The following is a 15,009-nucleotide window of genomic DNA, read 5'->3' as shown; positions in this document are numbered from 1 at the left end:
TTATTTGCCCTCCAGATATTCACCTTTCTGCAGATAGTTTTGAACATAGTCTTTTATTGCGTCTTCGAGGGAAGCGATTTGTTTTTTATAGCCGGCTTTGCGGAGTTTGGTCATGTCGGCCTGCGTGAAGTATTGATACTGATTGCGAATTGAATCGGGCATTTCGATATATTCGATGTTCACGCTTTTATCCATTGCGGCGAAAACTGCTTTTACAAGGTCGTTCCACGTGCGGGCCTTGCCGGCGCCGATGTTGAATAAGCCGTTTATCTTCGGGTTGTCGTAGAAAAATAGCGTCATATCAACAGCGTCATTTATGTAAAGAAAATCCCGTTTGTATTCGCCATCGGCGTAATCGCTGTTTTTGGATTTGAAGAGGCGGACTTTGCCGGTTGCGTTTATCTGCTCGAACGCCTTTAGGATAAAGCTTCGCATATTGCCCTTGTGGTATTCGTTCGGGCCGAAGACATTGAAGTATTTTAAGCCGACGATTTTTTTCAACAGGCCGTTTTCCCTCGCCCACAGATCGAAAAGCTGCTTGGAATTACCGTAAAGATTCAAAGGCTGGAGCTGCTCGATTTTTCCTTCGTCGTCAGAAAAGCCTTTTGAACCGTCGCCGTAGGTGGCTGCGCTCGAGGCATAGATAAAGCGGATATTAGCGTCAGTTGCCCACTTGGCCAGCAGCGTGGAGTATTCGTAGTTATTTTTTTTAAGGTATTCAGCGTCTGTTTCGGTTGTATCTGAACAGGCGCCCATATGGAAAACCGCTTCGATGCCAGAACCCGGTTTTTTCTCGGAGACTTTTTTAAGAAAGTCGGTTTTCTCGGTATAGTCGGCGAAGGATAAATCCACGAGATTTTTACACTTATCTTTACCTCGCTCGTCAACCGCTAAAATATCGGTAATACCCCGTTTGTTCAAGGCAGCAATTAGTGCTGAGCCGATAAAGCCTGCTCCGCCGGTAACTATTATCATTTACAAATTCCTTACAGAAGTCTCTTAGGTCCGTAAGCTTAATTCGGCGTTTCGAGCGTGTCAATGTTTAATGGATTTGAAGCGCATAAAAAAACCGCCCAAAGCTGAGCGGTTTAAGAAACTAAAGAAGTCCGGCGATTTCTAACACATAGCAATATAACTTGCAATTGCGAGAATTAGGATTCGCCTTTTTGTGAATGTGAACGGCAACCAGATTTCATAATAAAATTTTTTCATCCCCCACCCCAAAAAAATAGAACCATCAAAAACTATTTTATTATGTGTTTATTATACCCTAAAAGCAGGGGGGAAATCAAGAAAAATCACCCCCTGGCAGATGTAACTCCTTGTTGATAAAGCAGTTACGCTTGATAAATCCGCAAGATTTTTAGACAATTCAAATACAGGTTTTTGGGCAAAACCTGTCAGCCGAAGCCATCTAATATGCTATCTTTGAAATACCGGTTAGGCCAATTTGCCGACCGCTTCGGCAACCAGTTTGCCTATGGGCAAACGCTGCGGGCAGCGGGCTTCCGCGAGGCTGTAATCGGTATTGAGCAGTTCGTTTCTTACATTGCTGGGAATTTGAGCAAACAACTCTCTTGCTTCTTGGCGATTGCCATAGCTGTTGTAGTACATCAAATACCGCATAATATCACTGGTATATGGCAGGTTCGGCAGGGCCGCGTCGCAGATATCCGCACAGCCGGCGCAATAACCGCCGCAGGATTCTGCGGCGTATTTCTTTAAGACGTCCGTATCTGCCTGCGTAAGACTGGTTTTGTCGAGGACAGCAGCGACGTTTGAACGAAGCAAGGTAACATTTTCCATCCTTAAGCAGGCTGCGGTGATGCGTTTATCTTCGAGGACGGCTTTTATCAGGGCCTGCTCGCGCGTGTAGCCTTTATCGAGAAAATGAGTAACCATTCTATCTTCTGCCTCGGCTTGTTTCTTCTGGACGCCGAGCAGTACCTTCATCGCGATAAGGCCGACGCCGGCGTCGCTGCAGGCCTGGATGGCTTCCTGCATTTGCTGGTTCTGCATTACTGAGACATTGCAGGTTGTCATTATCGCGTCAATCCATTTGAGCTTGGACGCGGCCATCAGGCATTTTTCCATATTTTTATGTGTGCTGAATCCGAAGTAGCGTATGAGCTTGCGCTTCTTTGCGCCCTCCGCCCATTTCTGCAGCTCTGCGGTGAGCTGAGAATCCGGGTTGTCGCAGCCGTGAACGCCGTAATACAAATCAATGTAATCGGTATTCATCCTTTTCAGAGATTCTTGAAGGCGCGCTTCGACATCTTCCGGAGTGTAAGCTCTTGATGCTTTGGTGACGATGAACAGTTTCTTTCGAACCTCCGGATTTTTGCCGAGAAACGTTCCTATGCCGATTTCGCTGGTTCCGTTGAAGTAACCGCTGGCGGTGTCCCAATAGGTGACGTTGTGCTGAAGATTGGCCCTTAAGATAAGCTGGTTTTCGGTTATGTCGAACATCAACCCGTTGGACAGAATCGGGATTTCGATACCGGTTTTACCGAGTTTTCGCCGCGGAAGCTCGGGAAATTTTGCTCCTTCCGCTTTCTGCGCAGCGTTCGGCTCATTCGGGTCGGCTTTTAACTGAGATGAAGCGAAAACAGAGCCCAGCCCCGCAGCTCCTATTGTTTTTAAGAAATTTCTTCTGTTGATTTTATCGTGTTTTTCTTTCATTTTATTTCACTCCGGTAATTTCAGCGTTTAAGTAACAGTTTTCTATCCGTGCTCCTTGTTTCACCTTCTGCGGAAACCCTTATAGCTTTTCTACCGCTAACAGGGCATTCGTGTTCGCAGACTCCGCAGCCGATGCATTTTTCAATATCAACATAAGGCCTTTGCAGCCGCACTTTAACCTCGATTTTACTGCCTTCAGAGGGTATTTTTTCAAAATGCCTTTCCGGAGAAATTTTAATTAAATTTTCTGTGTTTGCCGCGATTTTCCTGCGTTCATTGCCTTCGGTAACGCAATAATAATCGCCCGTGGCAAACCTGTCAAGCGGAAGGTTGTTCTCGACAGTTTCTATCGTATTACCTGATACCTTTTTTACCGTTAAGATACCGTCTCTAACCGTGTTGAAGTATTCCCGCGTATAAATTGCCTTTGGGCTGACCGGACAGTTCTCCTCGCATACTATGCAGGGTTTATCCATCGCCCATGGCAGGCACCTGTCGCGGTCGAAAAATGCCGTTCCCAATTTGATTGGCCCGGCCTCGGCAAATTCGCCGGTTCCGAGTTTCTCTGAAAGGCTAATCGGCCTGATGGCTGACGTTGGGCAGACCTGCCCGCAGGCGACGCAGTTCAACTGACAGCCGCTTGAGCCGATTTTATTGTTCAGCACTGGCGTCCAGAGATTTTCCAGCCCGCCTTCGATTCCGCCGGGCTGAATAACATTCGTAGGACATATCCGCATACACTGTCCGCATTTGATGCATCTCTTCAGAAATTCTTCCTCAGCCAACGCTCCCGGCGGCCGGATAACTTTATTATACCAGTTGCCGGCTAATTTGCCGCTGAGTCGAATCGCCGGTATCGCCAAAACGCCGCTCGCCAGCGAAATCATAAATCCTCTTCGCGAAATATCCGGATTCGTGATTTCGCCCGCAAGTGACGGCACGGTCTGATAAGCAATGAGATCGTGGTTGCAGTCATCCCGGCAATTAAAACAAAGCACGCATTCACTTATTCTTATGTTACCCGCGGGCTCGCAGCCGCCCTCACAGGCCTTTTCACACATCTTGCAATTGATGCACTCGCTTCTGGTCTTGCCGATGCGCCAAATCGAAAATCGGTTTATAATTCCTAAAAAAGCGCCAAGCGGGCAGATAAACCGGCAGTAAAATCTCGGTATAACAAGATTCAGCAGGACTGCCGCGGCAAATACCGCAAATATCAGCCAGCCATATTCGTAATAGCGAACATTGACCGAGGTCAAATACGTCCCCCTGTCAAAAATGGGAAGCAGCACAAGTTGAAAGCTGCGCGTCACCAGCGGGATGGGGTCGAGCAGGCCTGTTTGCAGGCTGGCTGCAATCGATGGAAACGCCGCCGCAGAAAGAAAGAATGCAAGTACTAAGTATTTTATGCCCTGTGCTTTTCGGTATTTATTAAGCTGAATTTTTTGTGGTGCAGATTTTTTTCGGTTGCCTATGTAGCCGACGAATTGATGAATCGCGCCGAACGGGCATATCCAGCCGCAGAAAAACCGCCCGAAGATTATCGTTATGACGACTGTCCCCAGCGCACAATGTAAAGGCCAGTAAAATTTGCCTGTCGAGAGTATCGTGCCGAGAGCAACGAGCGGGTCCAGCTGCAAAATCCAGTTAACAGGCCAATTCCGGATTTGCCAGAACTCCTCCCCGACTGTGGTGACGATGCAAAACCACACAAACAGGACAAAAATGAACAACTGATGTATTCGTCGAACTGTCGTGATTCTCATATTATTTTCAAGTTACCTCTGTTCTTAATGGCTTTAACGATTCGTAATCGGATGTCCCGGCGCCTGCTTTTTCAGCCTTCGCAAGGTAGGACAAATCCGAGACCTTCATATCCAGCAGGGTACAGCCGTATGAATCAGCCGCCACGCAGTCGGTGCTTGCGATTAAAGTATTTGTGCGTTTTAAATCCGAAGTCGACCCTCCAGTTGGGCCGTTCGTCATCATAACTTCTGTCCCATCGAGTATAACCAAGCTCGGCCTTACCATCATAGCCAGCTCAGCAATAATGGTGTTAATATCCTGATGAAAGATATTCCGCCGTCCGCCCAGAAGACCATACCAGTTTTTCATGGTCATTGAAGCGCCCGCCCTGTGATGGTTTTTAACCGGGGCAATACCAATCACCTTGTCAGCTTTTGCGAATGGCTCGAAGAAGATGGGGCAATCTTTAATAAGCTCGCCACCCGGCAGTGTCGTATCTCTGAAGAGGTTCGCTTTCGGCAATACTACTTCCGCCCCCGCATCGCTTGCCGCCTTGCCTATGCCGCTTAATGTAAAACAGCTCGCGGGGTCGTTAATCGGATTATCTGTAACGATGACTTTTTTTGCCTTGCCCCTGCTGTAACACAGCCGCACCACCTCAGCCACAAGTTCCGGATTAGTCGTGGCGCATAACATCGCAGGCGTTGCAAATGCGACATTGGGTTTTATTACGACCGTCTCGCCGGCTTTTACAAATCTTTCTATCCCGCCGAGCAATTCTATCGCCTTATCGACTGTTGCTGTCCTGTCCTCACCCTTAACAACGCTTATTGTTTGTCCCGGACGCTGCTGCACCGAGAAATTCTTTAATGTCACTTTTTTTTCGCCTTCGACATTGGCTTTCGGCCCCTCGGCATCAAAAAGCAGTCTCGCGATAGCCCCTGCAGCGGCAATTGAAATCCCCGCCTTGCCTGCCCTCGCCAGTAATTGCCGCCGGCTTAATTTTTTATCATTTTGCTCATTCATTGTTTAGTGATTTAAGTTTGTTAATCAATATCTCCGCTGTTTTTTCCGCCGCTTGCTGGTCTTCTGCCTCGTGAATACCTGACACAAAAGGCCCGACCGTAAAAACGATTTCGGTCGTGCCGTAGGAGTCCAGAATCTTACCTGCGAGCGTTTTATTGTCTGTGTTTTTTGCTACCGCTCCATTTTCAATCAAAAAGCTGCGATAGCTTTCTGCGATTGCCTCAGCTTCTTTCAAATCTGCCCGTTTACCTATAAAGGCGGTAACGTTTTCTTCTCCGACTTTGTATCTTGCGGTAAAAATGTCGGTTAATTTCTCAAAGCCGAAGGCGCTTACCAGGTAAAGCTTAAAACTGCCCGGAACCAAATTCTCCTGCGGGAAAAATGCAAATTCAGTTATGCCTCCACCGGGTTCAATGGCTAAATTCGCCTGGGTATTCTGTGCCAGTTTCATTATTGCCCTGACCATTTTATCTGATTCGGCCGAACCGATTATTTCCACATAATATTTGCCGTGCACGAGATACATAGAATTGCTGGTTCCGTATGCTAACGGCATGGACTCAGATGCCTCCGCCTCGGCTCTTTTCTGCACGCTGTAAACGCAAAAGCCGTTTCGGATATTGCCCATATCATAGATGTAAAGCTCCATCCATAAATTCGGGTCGCTTTTACTTACAAATCGCTGGGTGGTCAGTTCCTTAAAGCCTGCTTCAAGATATAACGGTGCCTTGCCGTCAATCTTCTCATAGAGACTGTCGGCGTTATAACTTTCAGCTTTCGAAAGCGTTTCAAAACCGGCGGGGGCTAAAGTGCTTAATTCAAAACCAGTTTCAGCTTTGGAATTTTGAATTTCTGTTTTTGATACGGCAGCGGCGTCCATCCCGTATCGGCTTATATCATAATTGGATTGCCTTATGAATATGCCAACGCCGGTAAGAGCAAGAATCACTAACAGGCAGATGCCTATAACCGATTCAAGTCGTTTCGCTCGCTTGGGAACTGAACCCATAAAAAACTCCATTTAACCCGCAATAGACTATACTCTCAACCGCCCATTGTCAATTATTTAGCCCCACCCACCACAGAGCCGCGACAGTTATGGAGCGGTAAATTCCGCCCAATCTGTTAGCCCTGCCATCTTGATGGCAGGGTTTATTGCCGTGGGGTGCAGGCGCGAGGAATGCTTTATCTTTATTGCCTCTTGCAAATTATCCGGCAGGGTTTACACTAATGGCCTATGGAGAAGAAAAACAAATCCAATCCCCCCTTACCGTCAAAGACATCCTCGACGAACAAATCGCCTACAAACTGGCGTAATAAAAGTGATGTAATGTTGAGTTCTTGTCCATATTCTTTAGTATTGTAATCGTTTTTGGAGTTGATGTCCGTATGTCAAAAACTAATATCAAGCAACAGTATCAATACAAAGTCGATGATGCTTGGCGGGCAGTCGAGCCAACTAATGCGGATGACTGCTGGGAACGATTCATTAAATTGTCAATCTCGGGAAAGGTTGAGTGCCACGGCGTGCCTCAGGATTGGAAATGTATACGCTCCAGCTTTGACTTCCGCTGTGAAAACAAAATTCCCGCAGAAAAACGAACAGAGGTAGAAACAAGCTTGCTCGAATCCTTCAGGAAAGAGGCAGATCCGCATCCGCACTTTCCTCCAGAAGCGCGTCGTTTCCTTGATGTAGCTAATTCGAAATGGAGAAAGTTTCGTAATACCGGAACGGTCTTTGTTGGTCGGCACTACGGCCTGCCAACACGATGCGTCGATTGGACCTCTGACCCCTTCATTGCTCTTTTCTTTGCCTGCCGGCACAATCCCGAAGAGCCTGGCGTTGTCTGGTGGATGGATTACAATGTTTTCTCGTATGCCATTGCAACTCAATGGATGCCTTTCTACGGAAAGTATGAATTCGTAACGGATGATTTTGAAAAGGATTTCACCAACGGTGAGGATAAAGAGATACTAATCAGGTTCCACTATCTGTGTTTGTTGGAGCGTCCGATTAAACAGAAGGCGTGGATAATCATGTCCGGGCAATACGATGTTCATCACGATAAGGAGATCCACCGTCTGGGTGTTCGAAAATGCGGACGTTTTATAATTAGCCCACAAATGAAATCAGACCTCCTGAAAAAACTGGACCGATGGGGAATAAATTGCGCAACACTCGGAATCCACGAAGGCGATTTATGCTTGGAAAAAATTGCCGCTGACATATCTAATAAGCATGGGCTATCCCCACCGATTATTTTATAATATTCTTCCCGCCATTTATATTTTAATTAAGGACAGTCACCTATTAAATCAGGGCTATCGTGGCTGCTGAAAAACTTGTCCGCCTCAAGGAAAATTTATATTCGTTCCTGTTAAAATAGAAAATAGAAAATAATAAATAGCAACTTACCCGCCTATGGCGGGGCGAAACTTTCGCGCAGCAGCTTGCCCCGTGAGATGCCACACCTATCTCATCGGGGTCTCTGTTTTACAACAAAATTTCCAGCACAATTTTTAACTTTAAAACCATTCTGTCCTCTGTGAACTCTGTGGCCCCAACTTTCAATCAAAAGCGCAGCTACCTGCACATCAAAAACAGAAAAATCAGAAAAATTTTTACTCCTTTTCTCATATCGAGTTACGAGGGCCGAGCCACGAGCGACGGCTAAAATTTTCGCATCATTCGCGCATGTTCCTCCAATTATAGAGAGGCGGTCTCTCTTGAAAGGAATTACCAATGAGCGGTTACCAATAACCAATTAATACTGTTTATAATTTACTTCTCTTTTTTTCTCTGTGGCCGGAACTGCGACAACGGAGATTTTCTATTTATAGCGGAAAAATCAATCAAAAATGATTAATTATGCAAAACGAACCCAATTTCCGAAACCACTAAAATGAATATAACTTTAATAACAGTAACAACTAACAACCACGAACAACGAACTATGAACTACTCAAAACAAACCCAAACAAAGCCAATTTTTTGTCAATTGACAGGACTGTTTGGATGGCGTTATAATGCTTCGAATATAAAAGGAGACCGAAATGGCTGAAAATTTACGATATATACTGGCGGCGTGGATGCCGCAGGGTTGGGAGTGGCTGGTTATCCTCGTTGTTGCTTTGATTATATTCGGCAAACGGCTTCCGGAAGTCGCCCGAAGCATAGGCAAGAGCTTGACCGAGTTTAAAAAAGGCATCAAGGAAGGTGAACAAGCCAAGGATGAGCTGGAAAACGACGTTAAAAAAATCAAAGACGACGTAGTTAACGAAACCAAAAAGGCCGGAGGCACAGACGACTCCGACCTCAACGTTTAACTCACGGCAAACAAACCTGCCAAAATGAGCAAGACCAGAAAGAAAGAAGACCACCTCGAGAACTCTATGAGTCTCGGCGACCACCTTGAGGAATTGCGTGCTCGGCTTATCCTTGTGATATTAGGTCTGGTGGCAACCCTTATTGTGTGCCTGGCCTTCGGCAAGTGGATAATATCGTTTATTGAACAGCCCTACATCAAAGTGATGGGGCAGGAAGCACGCCTCCAGAGCATCGCTCCGACCGACGGATTCACCAGCTATATGGAAATATCGATGATTGCAGCAGTGGTGATAGCATCGCCCTGGGTTTTTTATCAGTTGTGGCTGTTCATTTCCGCAGGACTTTACCCGCATGAAAAACGGTATATCTATCTCGCAGTGCCTTTTTCAACGATTTTGTTCGTTGCTGGCGCTTTGTTTTTTGTCTTTATCATAGCGCCGTTAACTCTGCGTTTTCTTGTGCGTTTCAATATGAGTGTTTTGGGGGTTGCTTCCAATTTCACCTTCAAGAACTATGTGTCATTCGTGGCTACAATGATGCTGGTCTTCGGCCTTGCGTTTCAGACGCCGGTAGCTATTTTCTTCTTGAATAAAACCGGGCTGGTTTCAATTGAGACCCTGCGTAAATCAAGAAAATACGTGGTACTGGGTGTTGTTATCGTGGCTGCAGCCGCTACGCCCGGTTCAGACCTTGTTTCCTTGTTTGCCCTGTCGATTCCGATGTATCTGCTGTTTGAATTGGGAATACTGCTTAGTTACTTTGCGAATCGCAGAAAAAGGTAAAACTGGGCGATACAGGACTCGAACCTGTGACCCCGTGCGTGTAAAGCACGTGCTCTAGCCAACTGAGCTAATCGCCCTTAGACTATAAAGATACAGGTTTTTAGTCCTTGCGTCAATGTTTTGGAAGCTTTATATTTATGTAAACGAGTGAGACTATTGATGAATTTTATAGAGGCGCTTTATGGCTGTGCTTGAAGTTATTCGTAAACGATATTCCTGCAGGGCGTATTTAGATAAGCCAATAGAAAAGGAAAAGCTCGAGCAACTCTTTGAGGCGGCGAGACTTGCGCCATCGGCAAAGAATCTGCAGGATTGGCGCTTCGTGGTGGTTAGCGAAAAGGATAAAAAACAGCAGGTAGCTGCAAGCACTAATCATCCGGAAGTTTTTGGAAAAGCAGGAGTTATGATAGCTGCGTGCAGCAACAGCAACTATGTTATGAAATGCGGGCAGGCGGTGTCGCCTATCGATGTGGCAATCGCGATGGAACATATCTCCTTGCAGGCAACGCAGTTACAGTTGGCAACGTGCTGGATAGGGTCGTTCGAGCCGGAAACGGTCAGAAAGGCATTGGGAATACCACAAGATATTGCTGTAATTGAACTTATGGCGGTTGGCTACCCGGCTGACCAGGCGAAAACCCCAAGCCGGGAGCCGATAGAAAATATTGTCTGCTATGATAAGTGGCAGTTTTAAGATGTTGATTTGTAAAGAGTTAGGGGACGTGGTGTAACGGGAACACACTGCAATCGCATTGCAGGAATGAGGGTTCGATTCCCTCCGTCTCCATTATTTTTTGTCCAGCCGAGATATTAAGATGGGGGATTTAGGGGACATAGGATAGCATCAAACGCGCAAGTTTGCGTTTTTGGGTGGGTGTAAAGTGGTAGAAATTGCTAAAAAGCGCTAAAAATGCGCGCAAAAGTGAGAGAAAATGCGCGAAAAATGGTTGAAAATGGCAGGCAATTTTTTACCCCCCTGCGCGAATTGTTCGAAGCGAACAAGTCTCGCAGTTTTGAGTTCTTAGTTCATAGTTCGTAGAGAAGTTCAGCCAAAGGTTACCTAAATTCCTTCGACAGGCTAAGGACAAGTAACAGGGAGAAAGAGTGGGGGAGGGGACAGGAAGAAAATTTAATTGCGGATTACACGATGTTTCTCAAGAATTTTCTTGACAACGAGGGGCAAGAACATATAATCCAGATAATACGAAAGCGAGAGTATTTTCCAATCTCTTCTGAAAACAGGAGGCAGTGTTGGAAAGGTGCGGATTATCATTTCAGTTTTTTGCGAATTTATTAAGCGCTGAGGGTGCATAAAGTCTGCGCCGTGAAAATAAGGACTTTTTGAATTGTTAGTATGAATACGCTAATAAGCCAGTTATCTGCTGTGGAGTATAAATTACTGAACGACTGTGTCGCTTGGCATATCCGACCACACCGACAGGTGTTTCTCGAGGGATTAGCCGTCATATCAAAATCTCTTCGCTTCGACAATCTGAACGTGCTCGAACTAGGCGCCACTGCCCGGTCAACATTGAGTCTTTTTTTAGTTGCTCGTGGCGCAAAATCAATGGTGACATGTTACTCCAATGGCGAACTTTCCAAACTCGATAAGGCATTGTCGCTGCTGGCCCAGCAGTATGGACTTATGAGGGAAAGACTCCTCGTCGGGCAAGCAGGCATTTTTGCATTGGACCAAAAGACCAGATTCGATTTGGTCATGTTGAAGGACGTTCTGGGAGGAGTCAACCGCCAACACAGCCATGCTGAGTTCCGCAAGGCGGTCAGCAATTGCTTGTCGATCCTGAATCCCAACGGACATCTCTTGATAATCGATAAAGCCCACTCCCTAAAGATCATCTACTTGATACTCAGAAAACTGGGTTCGGCAGGCAGGAATGGATGGCACTATTTCACATTCAATGAACTCAAACAGATGATTCCCATAAGGTCTTTCGAGACTTTTTTCGCCGCGCACGGTGTTCTGAGTTTTGGCAATTTTGGTGACGGAATACTTCAAAAGGCGGCTGATTTTCTTGATGAACATTGTGTGGAAATGTTTGTTTCTTTAGAGAAACGGGTCGTGTTCTCACTTGTTTGCGTAGCAAAAGTGAGAGAAAATGCGCAGAAAATGGTAGGCAATTTTTTACCCCCCTGCGCATTTGATTGATTTTTAATTAGCCACAGAAAACACAGAGTTCACAGAGAATTTTTAGTTTGTAGTTCATAGAAAAGTTCAGGCATAAATTGCCTGACTAACATGGATTTTTTGGCGGGGGTTTAGCAAGTGCAAGGTTTAAAAACTATAACTCTCTCGCATTAAGCTGCGGCCAAAGGAGTGTCACCAACCGCATTCTGGCGAGGCACTTACAATTGGCGACAAGTCTTTCGCCAATTGCTTCGGTGTTTTCGAGGTTGGGGGGGTGCTTCGCGAGAAAGTAGAACAGTTGAATAGTAGAGCAGTGGAAAACGGGGAAGGTTTGAAAGGTGGGAAGGTGAGAAGAAGATTTGAGATTTGAAATTTCAGAGCACAAACTTGTGGATTCCGCATCCCCAGCCAACGGAATACTGGGACAGGCAAGTGCGGAATGACAAAAGCAATACTCACTCCTGCACCCCGCCGGCGAAGCCGGGGGCTATATACGCCGCTGGCGAGGCCAGCGGTTTGGGTGTAAAATCCAAATATGGCAAAGACGTGAGAATATTATGTGTATATACTGGCGAGTAAGAGGAATGGGACGCTATATGTTGGGATGACAAAGGACATAGCGAAGCGGATCATAAGACATAAGGGACGGCGAGCCAATGAGTTCACAGCGAAATATGATGTGCTAAAACTTGTGTATTATGAAAAGCACAAAAGTTTGGAGGAAGCGGTCAAACGGGAAAAGCAATTGAAGAAGTGGCGGCGACAGTGGGAAATGATACTTATTGAGAAGCAGAACCAAGAATGGCATGATTTATTCAGTGAAGTTATAAATACTGGATTCCCTGTTGCGAAACCAAAGTAGTAACTTCTCGGGGACAGGCAGGGCTAAATATTTTCTTGATTTTGGGGCGGTGATGTTATATGCCAGTGAGCGGTTTAGTCATTGAGTCGGCAATAATTTGAGGGTTTGAGAATGAAGAAGATTTTTCTTTTGGTGATAATAGTCTGCTGGCTGGCAGCCGGGACGGTATGGGCTAAAGCCGTTACTATCGTCTACGAAAAAAAGGTTCCGCAGGCATCGTATGCCGCACGAAAATTGGGCGAAGCACTGGCAGGACAAGGTTACAAAGTGAAGTCTAAGCGGACCAAGGACAACTACCTAATCAATCTGGCGGTGCAACCGGGCAAGCTGCAGGCGGAGGCATTTTCTATTATTCCAGAGGGGAAGGTTATCACTATCTACGGCGGGGATAACCGCGGGATGATATACGGGGCACTGGCACTGGCGGAGATGGTGCGGAACGGGACGGCACTGGAGGAGGTCAAGGCGGTGGAAGAAAAGCCGAAGCTGGCGTTTCGCGGGATTAAATACAACCTGCCATGGGACACATACCGGCCGAGTTCGGCGCTGGACCAGCATTATAAGACGGCGCGCGACCTGAAGTATTGGGAGGCATTTCTGGACATGATGGTGGAGAACCGGTTCAACGTCATCAGTTTGTGGAATCTGCATCCGTACACATATATGATTCGGCCGAAGAATTTTCCAGAGGCGAGCCCGTGGTCGAGAAAAGAGTTCGCAGAGTGGCAGCGGCTTTATCGAGAGGTTTTCCGGATGGCGAAAGAACGGGGGCTGGACACATACATTGTTCACTGGAACATCTTCGTGAGCGAGAAGTTTGCCAAGGCGCACAATGTGGCGAAGGAGAATTTTTACCCGCACTATTACGTGCCCGGTGATACGTCGGAGATAGTTCGCCGGTATCTGCGCGAGAGCGTTAAGCAAGTGCTTGAGGAATACCCGGACTTGGACGGCATCGGCGTGTCCCACGGCGAGGGGATGGCGGGGATGACGCCGCTGGAGCGTCAGCAATGGATTGACGATGTAATCATAGCCGGGATGCTTGAGGCCAATCGACCTGTGAAGCTGATTCATCGCGTGCCGTTCTCCTCGGGGACCTCGTCGGAGCCGGGAGTGAGCAAGAACGTCGAGGAGGTTACGCGCGAAGCAATGGAGCGATTAGAAAATCGTTTCGACGGCCCAATCTGGGTCGAGATAAAATTCAACTGGTCTCACGCACATTCAACCCCAAAGCTGGAAAAGGTTCACGGAGGGAAACTTGGGGACACCTATTTCGTGCCCGAGCCAAAGAACTACAAGATAGTCTGGCAGGCGCGCAACGAGGATTTCTTTGCGCTTCGCTGGGGTGTGCCCGATTTCATCCGCAAACACATCGCACTTAACGGCGGGGCAGATTACGTCGGCGGGTATTTCGTGGGGTCGGAAACCTACATCCCTGCGCTGGATTATTTTACCGCGGTCAAGGAACCGGTCAACTGGAAATGGGCATTTCAGCGGCAATGGCTGTTCTATAAACTGTGGGGCCGATTGCTCTATAATCCGGAGACGGCTGACGCGGTATTCCAGGCCGAGTTCAACCGGCGCTACGGGGCGAAGGGTGACAATCTTCTACAGGCCTATTCGCTTGCCTCGTCTACCCAATTGCGGCTGGCCTGCCTCTACGATTCTAAGTGGGATTTCACACTTTACAGTGAGGGATTTCTGGCGCTACAGGGCGACTACACGAAATACATCTCGGTGGACCAGCTCATTAGTCAGCCGACGATGGCGTCAGAATATGTTTCTGTGAAGGAGTATGTGGAGACAGTCCTTAACGGGGGCTCATTCGAAGATGGTCGCATCACGCCGCCTATTTTGGCAGAGATGCTCGAGCGCGACAATCGGGAGGCACTGCGCCTGGTGAAGGACATCAATACATCCGGGAATGCAACGCTTATGTATGAAGCGGCGGACGTGAAAATCTGGGCAAATCTCGGCTTACATCTGGCGGAGAAACTGAAGGGCGCAATCTCGCTGCACACCTATCGATTGACCGGTGACGAAGCGAATAAACAGAATGCCATCGGACACTTGCAAGAGGGGCTAAAATATTGGGATGAGGTGATCAAAATCACGCGTCCAATTTACCGTGATATGCGGCTGACGCACTACAACCGCAATTTGTTTAACGCGAACAATGATAACCTATTTCACTGGGCCCTGGTCCGAGACGAAGTCGCGAGGGATGTAGAAATCGCACGAAGCAGTCAAAAGAGGTAATAGCGGGACTAAATATCAACAAGATATACAGCCTCAAAGTTGACCCCACGTGAACAACTTTTTGCGCCAAGTGATATAAGTCCTTGCGCCCTAAGAAATTCGCCTTCATAATACTCCTGAATAGAATTCCTTTGAAAGGAGATGTTATGGAAGGCGAATTATGGAAGCGATTGTACGG

General features: G+C 47.0%; 13 protein-coding genes and 2 tRNA genes. 9 read left to right on the top strand and 6 right to left on the bottom strand.

Features of this window, described 5'->3' with window-relative positions:
* The 5 genes from rfaD to PHG53_05845 all read right to left on the bottom strand — a co-directional run bounded on the left by rfaD (position 1) and on the right by PHG53_05845 (position 6,463).
* Positions 1 to 975: an ADP-glyceromanno-heptose 6-epimerase gene (gene rfaD / locus PHG53_05865; GenBank protein ID MDD5381145.1), complete on the bottom strand. Its 975-nt coding sequence runs from the start codon at positions 973 to 975 to the stop codon at positions 1 to 3.
* A gap of 465 nt (positions 976 to 1,440) precedes the next feature.
* The gene (locus PHG53_05860) at positions 1,441 to 2,682 is read right to left on the bottom strand and encodes an aldo/keto reductase (protein MDD5381144.1); all 1,242 of its coding nucleotides are present in this window, start codon (positions 2,680 to 2,682) and stop codon (positions 1,441 to 1,443) included.
* 20 nt (positions 2,683 to 2,702) lie between these two features.
* Positions 2,703 to 4,448, bottom strand: a complete 1,746-nt coding sequence (locus tag PHG53_05855) for a 4Fe-4S binding protein (GenBank protein ID MDD5381143.1) — start codon at positions 4,446 to 4,448, stop codon at positions 2,703 to 2,705.
* Positions 4,449 to 4,455: 7 nt separating this feature from the next.
* On the bottom strand, positions 4,456 to 5,454 hold the full coding sequence (locus tag PHG53_05850) for a DUF362 domain-containing protein (protein ID MDD5381142.1): 999 nt from the start codon (positions 5,452 to 5,454) through the stop codon (positions 4,456 to 4,458).
* The gene (locus PHG53_05845) at positions 5,447 to 6,463 is read right to left on the bottom strand and encodes a hypothetical protein (GenBank protein MDD5381141.1); all 1,017 of its coding nucleotides are present in this window, start codon (positions 6,461 to 6,463) and stop codon (positions 5,447 to 5,449) included. The genes PHG53_05850 and PHG53_05845 overlap by 8 nt, the downstream gene beginning before the upstream one ends.
* 185 nt (positions 6,464 to 6,648) lie before the next feature.
* Here PHG53_05845 and PHG53_05840 point away from each other — a divergent pair, with 185 nt between their 5' ends.
* From PHG53_05840 to tatC, 4 genes are all read left to right on the top strand, one after another.
* Positions 6,649 to 6,771: a hypothetical protein gene (locus PHG53_05840; GenBank protein ID MDD5381140.1), complete on the top strand. Its 123-nt coding sequence runs from the start codon at positions 6,649 to 6,651 to the stop codon at positions 6,769 to 6,771.
* 72 nt (positions 6,772 to 6,843) lie between these two features.
* Positions 6,844 to 7,722: an FRG domain-containing protein gene (locus PHG53_05835; GenBank protein ID MDD5381139.1), complete on the top strand. Its 879-nt coding sequence runs from the start codon at positions 6,844 to 6,846 to the stop codon at positions 7,720 to 7,722.
* Between the two features lie 786 nt (positions 7,723 to 8,508).
* Complete coding sequence (locus PHG53_05830) at positions 8,509 to 8,781, top strand: twin-arginine translocase TatA/TatE family subunit (protein ID MDD5381138.1); 273 nt, start codon at positions 8,509 to 8,511, stop codon at positions 8,779 to 8,781.
* Positions 8,782 to 8,805: 24 nt separating this feature from the next.
* Positions 8,806 to 9,564 (top strand): twin-arginine translocase subunit TatC, encoded by a 759-nt coding sequence (gene tatC / locus PHG53_05825; GenBank protein MDD5381137.1) that lies wholly within the window; start codon positions 8,806 to 8,808, stop codon positions 9,562 to 9,564.
* A gap of 3 nt (positions 9,565 to 9,567) precedes the next feature.
* Here tatC and PHG53_05820 read toward each other — a convergent pair.
* Positions 9,568 to 9,641: transfer RNA gene (locus PHG53_05820), tRNA-Val, on the bottom strand.
* A gap of 104 nt (positions 9,642 to 9,745) precedes the next feature.
* Here PHG53_05820 and PHG53_05815 point away from each other — a divergent pair.
* The 5 genes from PHG53_05815 to PHG53_05795 all read left to right on the top strand — a co-directional run bounded on the left by PHG53_05815 (position 9,746) and on the right by PHG53_05795 (position 14,831).
* A complete protein-coding gene (locus tag PHG53_05815; protein MDD5381136.1) occupies positions 9,746 to 10,258 on the top strand; it encodes a nitroreductase family protein in 513 nt (170 codons plus the stop codon).
* Positions 10,259 to 10,280: 22 nt separating this feature from the next.
* A tRNA-Ala gene (locus tag PHG53_05810) sits at positions 10,281 to 10,351 on the top strand.
* 567 nt (positions 10,352 to 10,918) lie between these two features.
* Positions 10,919 to 11,731 carry a hypothetical protein gene (locus tag PHG53_05805; protein MDD5381135.1) on the top strand — a complete coding sequence of 271 codons (813 nt, stop codon included), beginning with the start codon at positions 10,919 to 10,921 and terminating at the stop codon, positions 11,729 to 11,731.
* 538 nt (positions 11,732 to 12,269) lie between these two features.
* Positions 12,270 to 12,572 carry a GIY-YIG nuclease family protein gene (locus PHG53_05800; protein ID MDD5381134.1) on the top strand — a complete coding sequence of 101 codons (303 nt, stop codon included), beginning with the start codon at positions 12,270 to 12,272 and terminating at the stop codon, positions 12,570 to 12,572.
* Positions 12,573 to 12,683: 111 nt separating this feature from the next.
* On the top strand, positions 12,684 to 14,831 hold the full coding sequence (locus PHG53_05795) for a glycoside hydrolase family 20 zincin-like fold domain-containing protein (GenBank protein MDD5381133.1): 2,148 nt from the start codon (positions 12,684 to 12,686) through the stop codon (positions 14,829 to 14,831).
* Positions 14,832 to 15,009: the final 178 nt, after the last annotated feature.

This window comes from Phycisphaerae bacterium, from assembly GCA_028714855.1.
In the GTDB taxonomy this organism is placed as follows: Bacteria; Planctomycetota; Phycisphaerae; order Sedimentisphaerales; family Anaerobacaceae; genus CAIYOL01.
This window is presented reverse-complemented; position numbering and strand designations above follow the sequence as displayed.

Coding starts and splice junctions, on each gene's coding strand:
- PHG53_05795 (MDD5381133.1), top strand. CDS start 12,684: ATGAAGAAGATTTTTCTTTTGGTGATAATAGTCTGCTGGCTGGCAGCC.
- PHG53_05855 (MDD5381143.1), bottom strand. CDS start 4,448: ATGAGAATCACGACAGTTCGACGAATACATCAGTTGTTCATTTTTGTC.
- PHG53_05850 (MDD5381142.1), bottom strand. CDS start 5,454: ATGAATGAGCAAAATGATAAAAAATTAAGCCGGCGGCAATTACTGGCG.
- PHG53_05830 (MDD5381138.1), top strand. CDS start 8,509: ATGGCTGAAAATTTACGATATATACTGGCGGCGTGGATGCCGCAGGGT.
- PHG53_05805 (MDD5381135.1), top strand. CDS start 10,919: ATGAATACGCTAATAAGCCAGTTATCTGCTGTGGAGTATAAATTACTG.
- PHG53_05835 (MDD5381139.1), top strand. CDS start 6,844: ATGTCAAAAACTAATATCAAGCAACAGTATCAATACAAAGTCGATGAT.
- tatC (MDD5381137.1), top strand. CDS start 8,806: ATGAGCAAGACCAGAAAGAAAGAAGACCACCTCGAGAACTCTATGAGT.
- PHG53_05845 (MDD5381141.1), bottom strand. CDS start 6,463: ATGGGTTCAGTTCCCAAGCGAGCGAAACGACTTGAATCGGTTATAGGC.
- PHG53_05815 (MDD5381136.1), top strand. CDS start 9,746: ATGGCTGTGCTTGAAGTTATTCGTAAACGATATTCCTGCAGGGCGTAT.
- PHG53_05860 (MDD5381144.1), bottom strand. CDS start 2,682: ATGAAAGAAAAACACGATAAAATCAACAGAAGAAATTTCTTAAAAACA.
- rfaD (MDD5381145.1), bottom strand. CDS start 975: ATGATAATAGTTACCGGCGGAGCAGGCTTTATCGGCTCAGCACTAATT.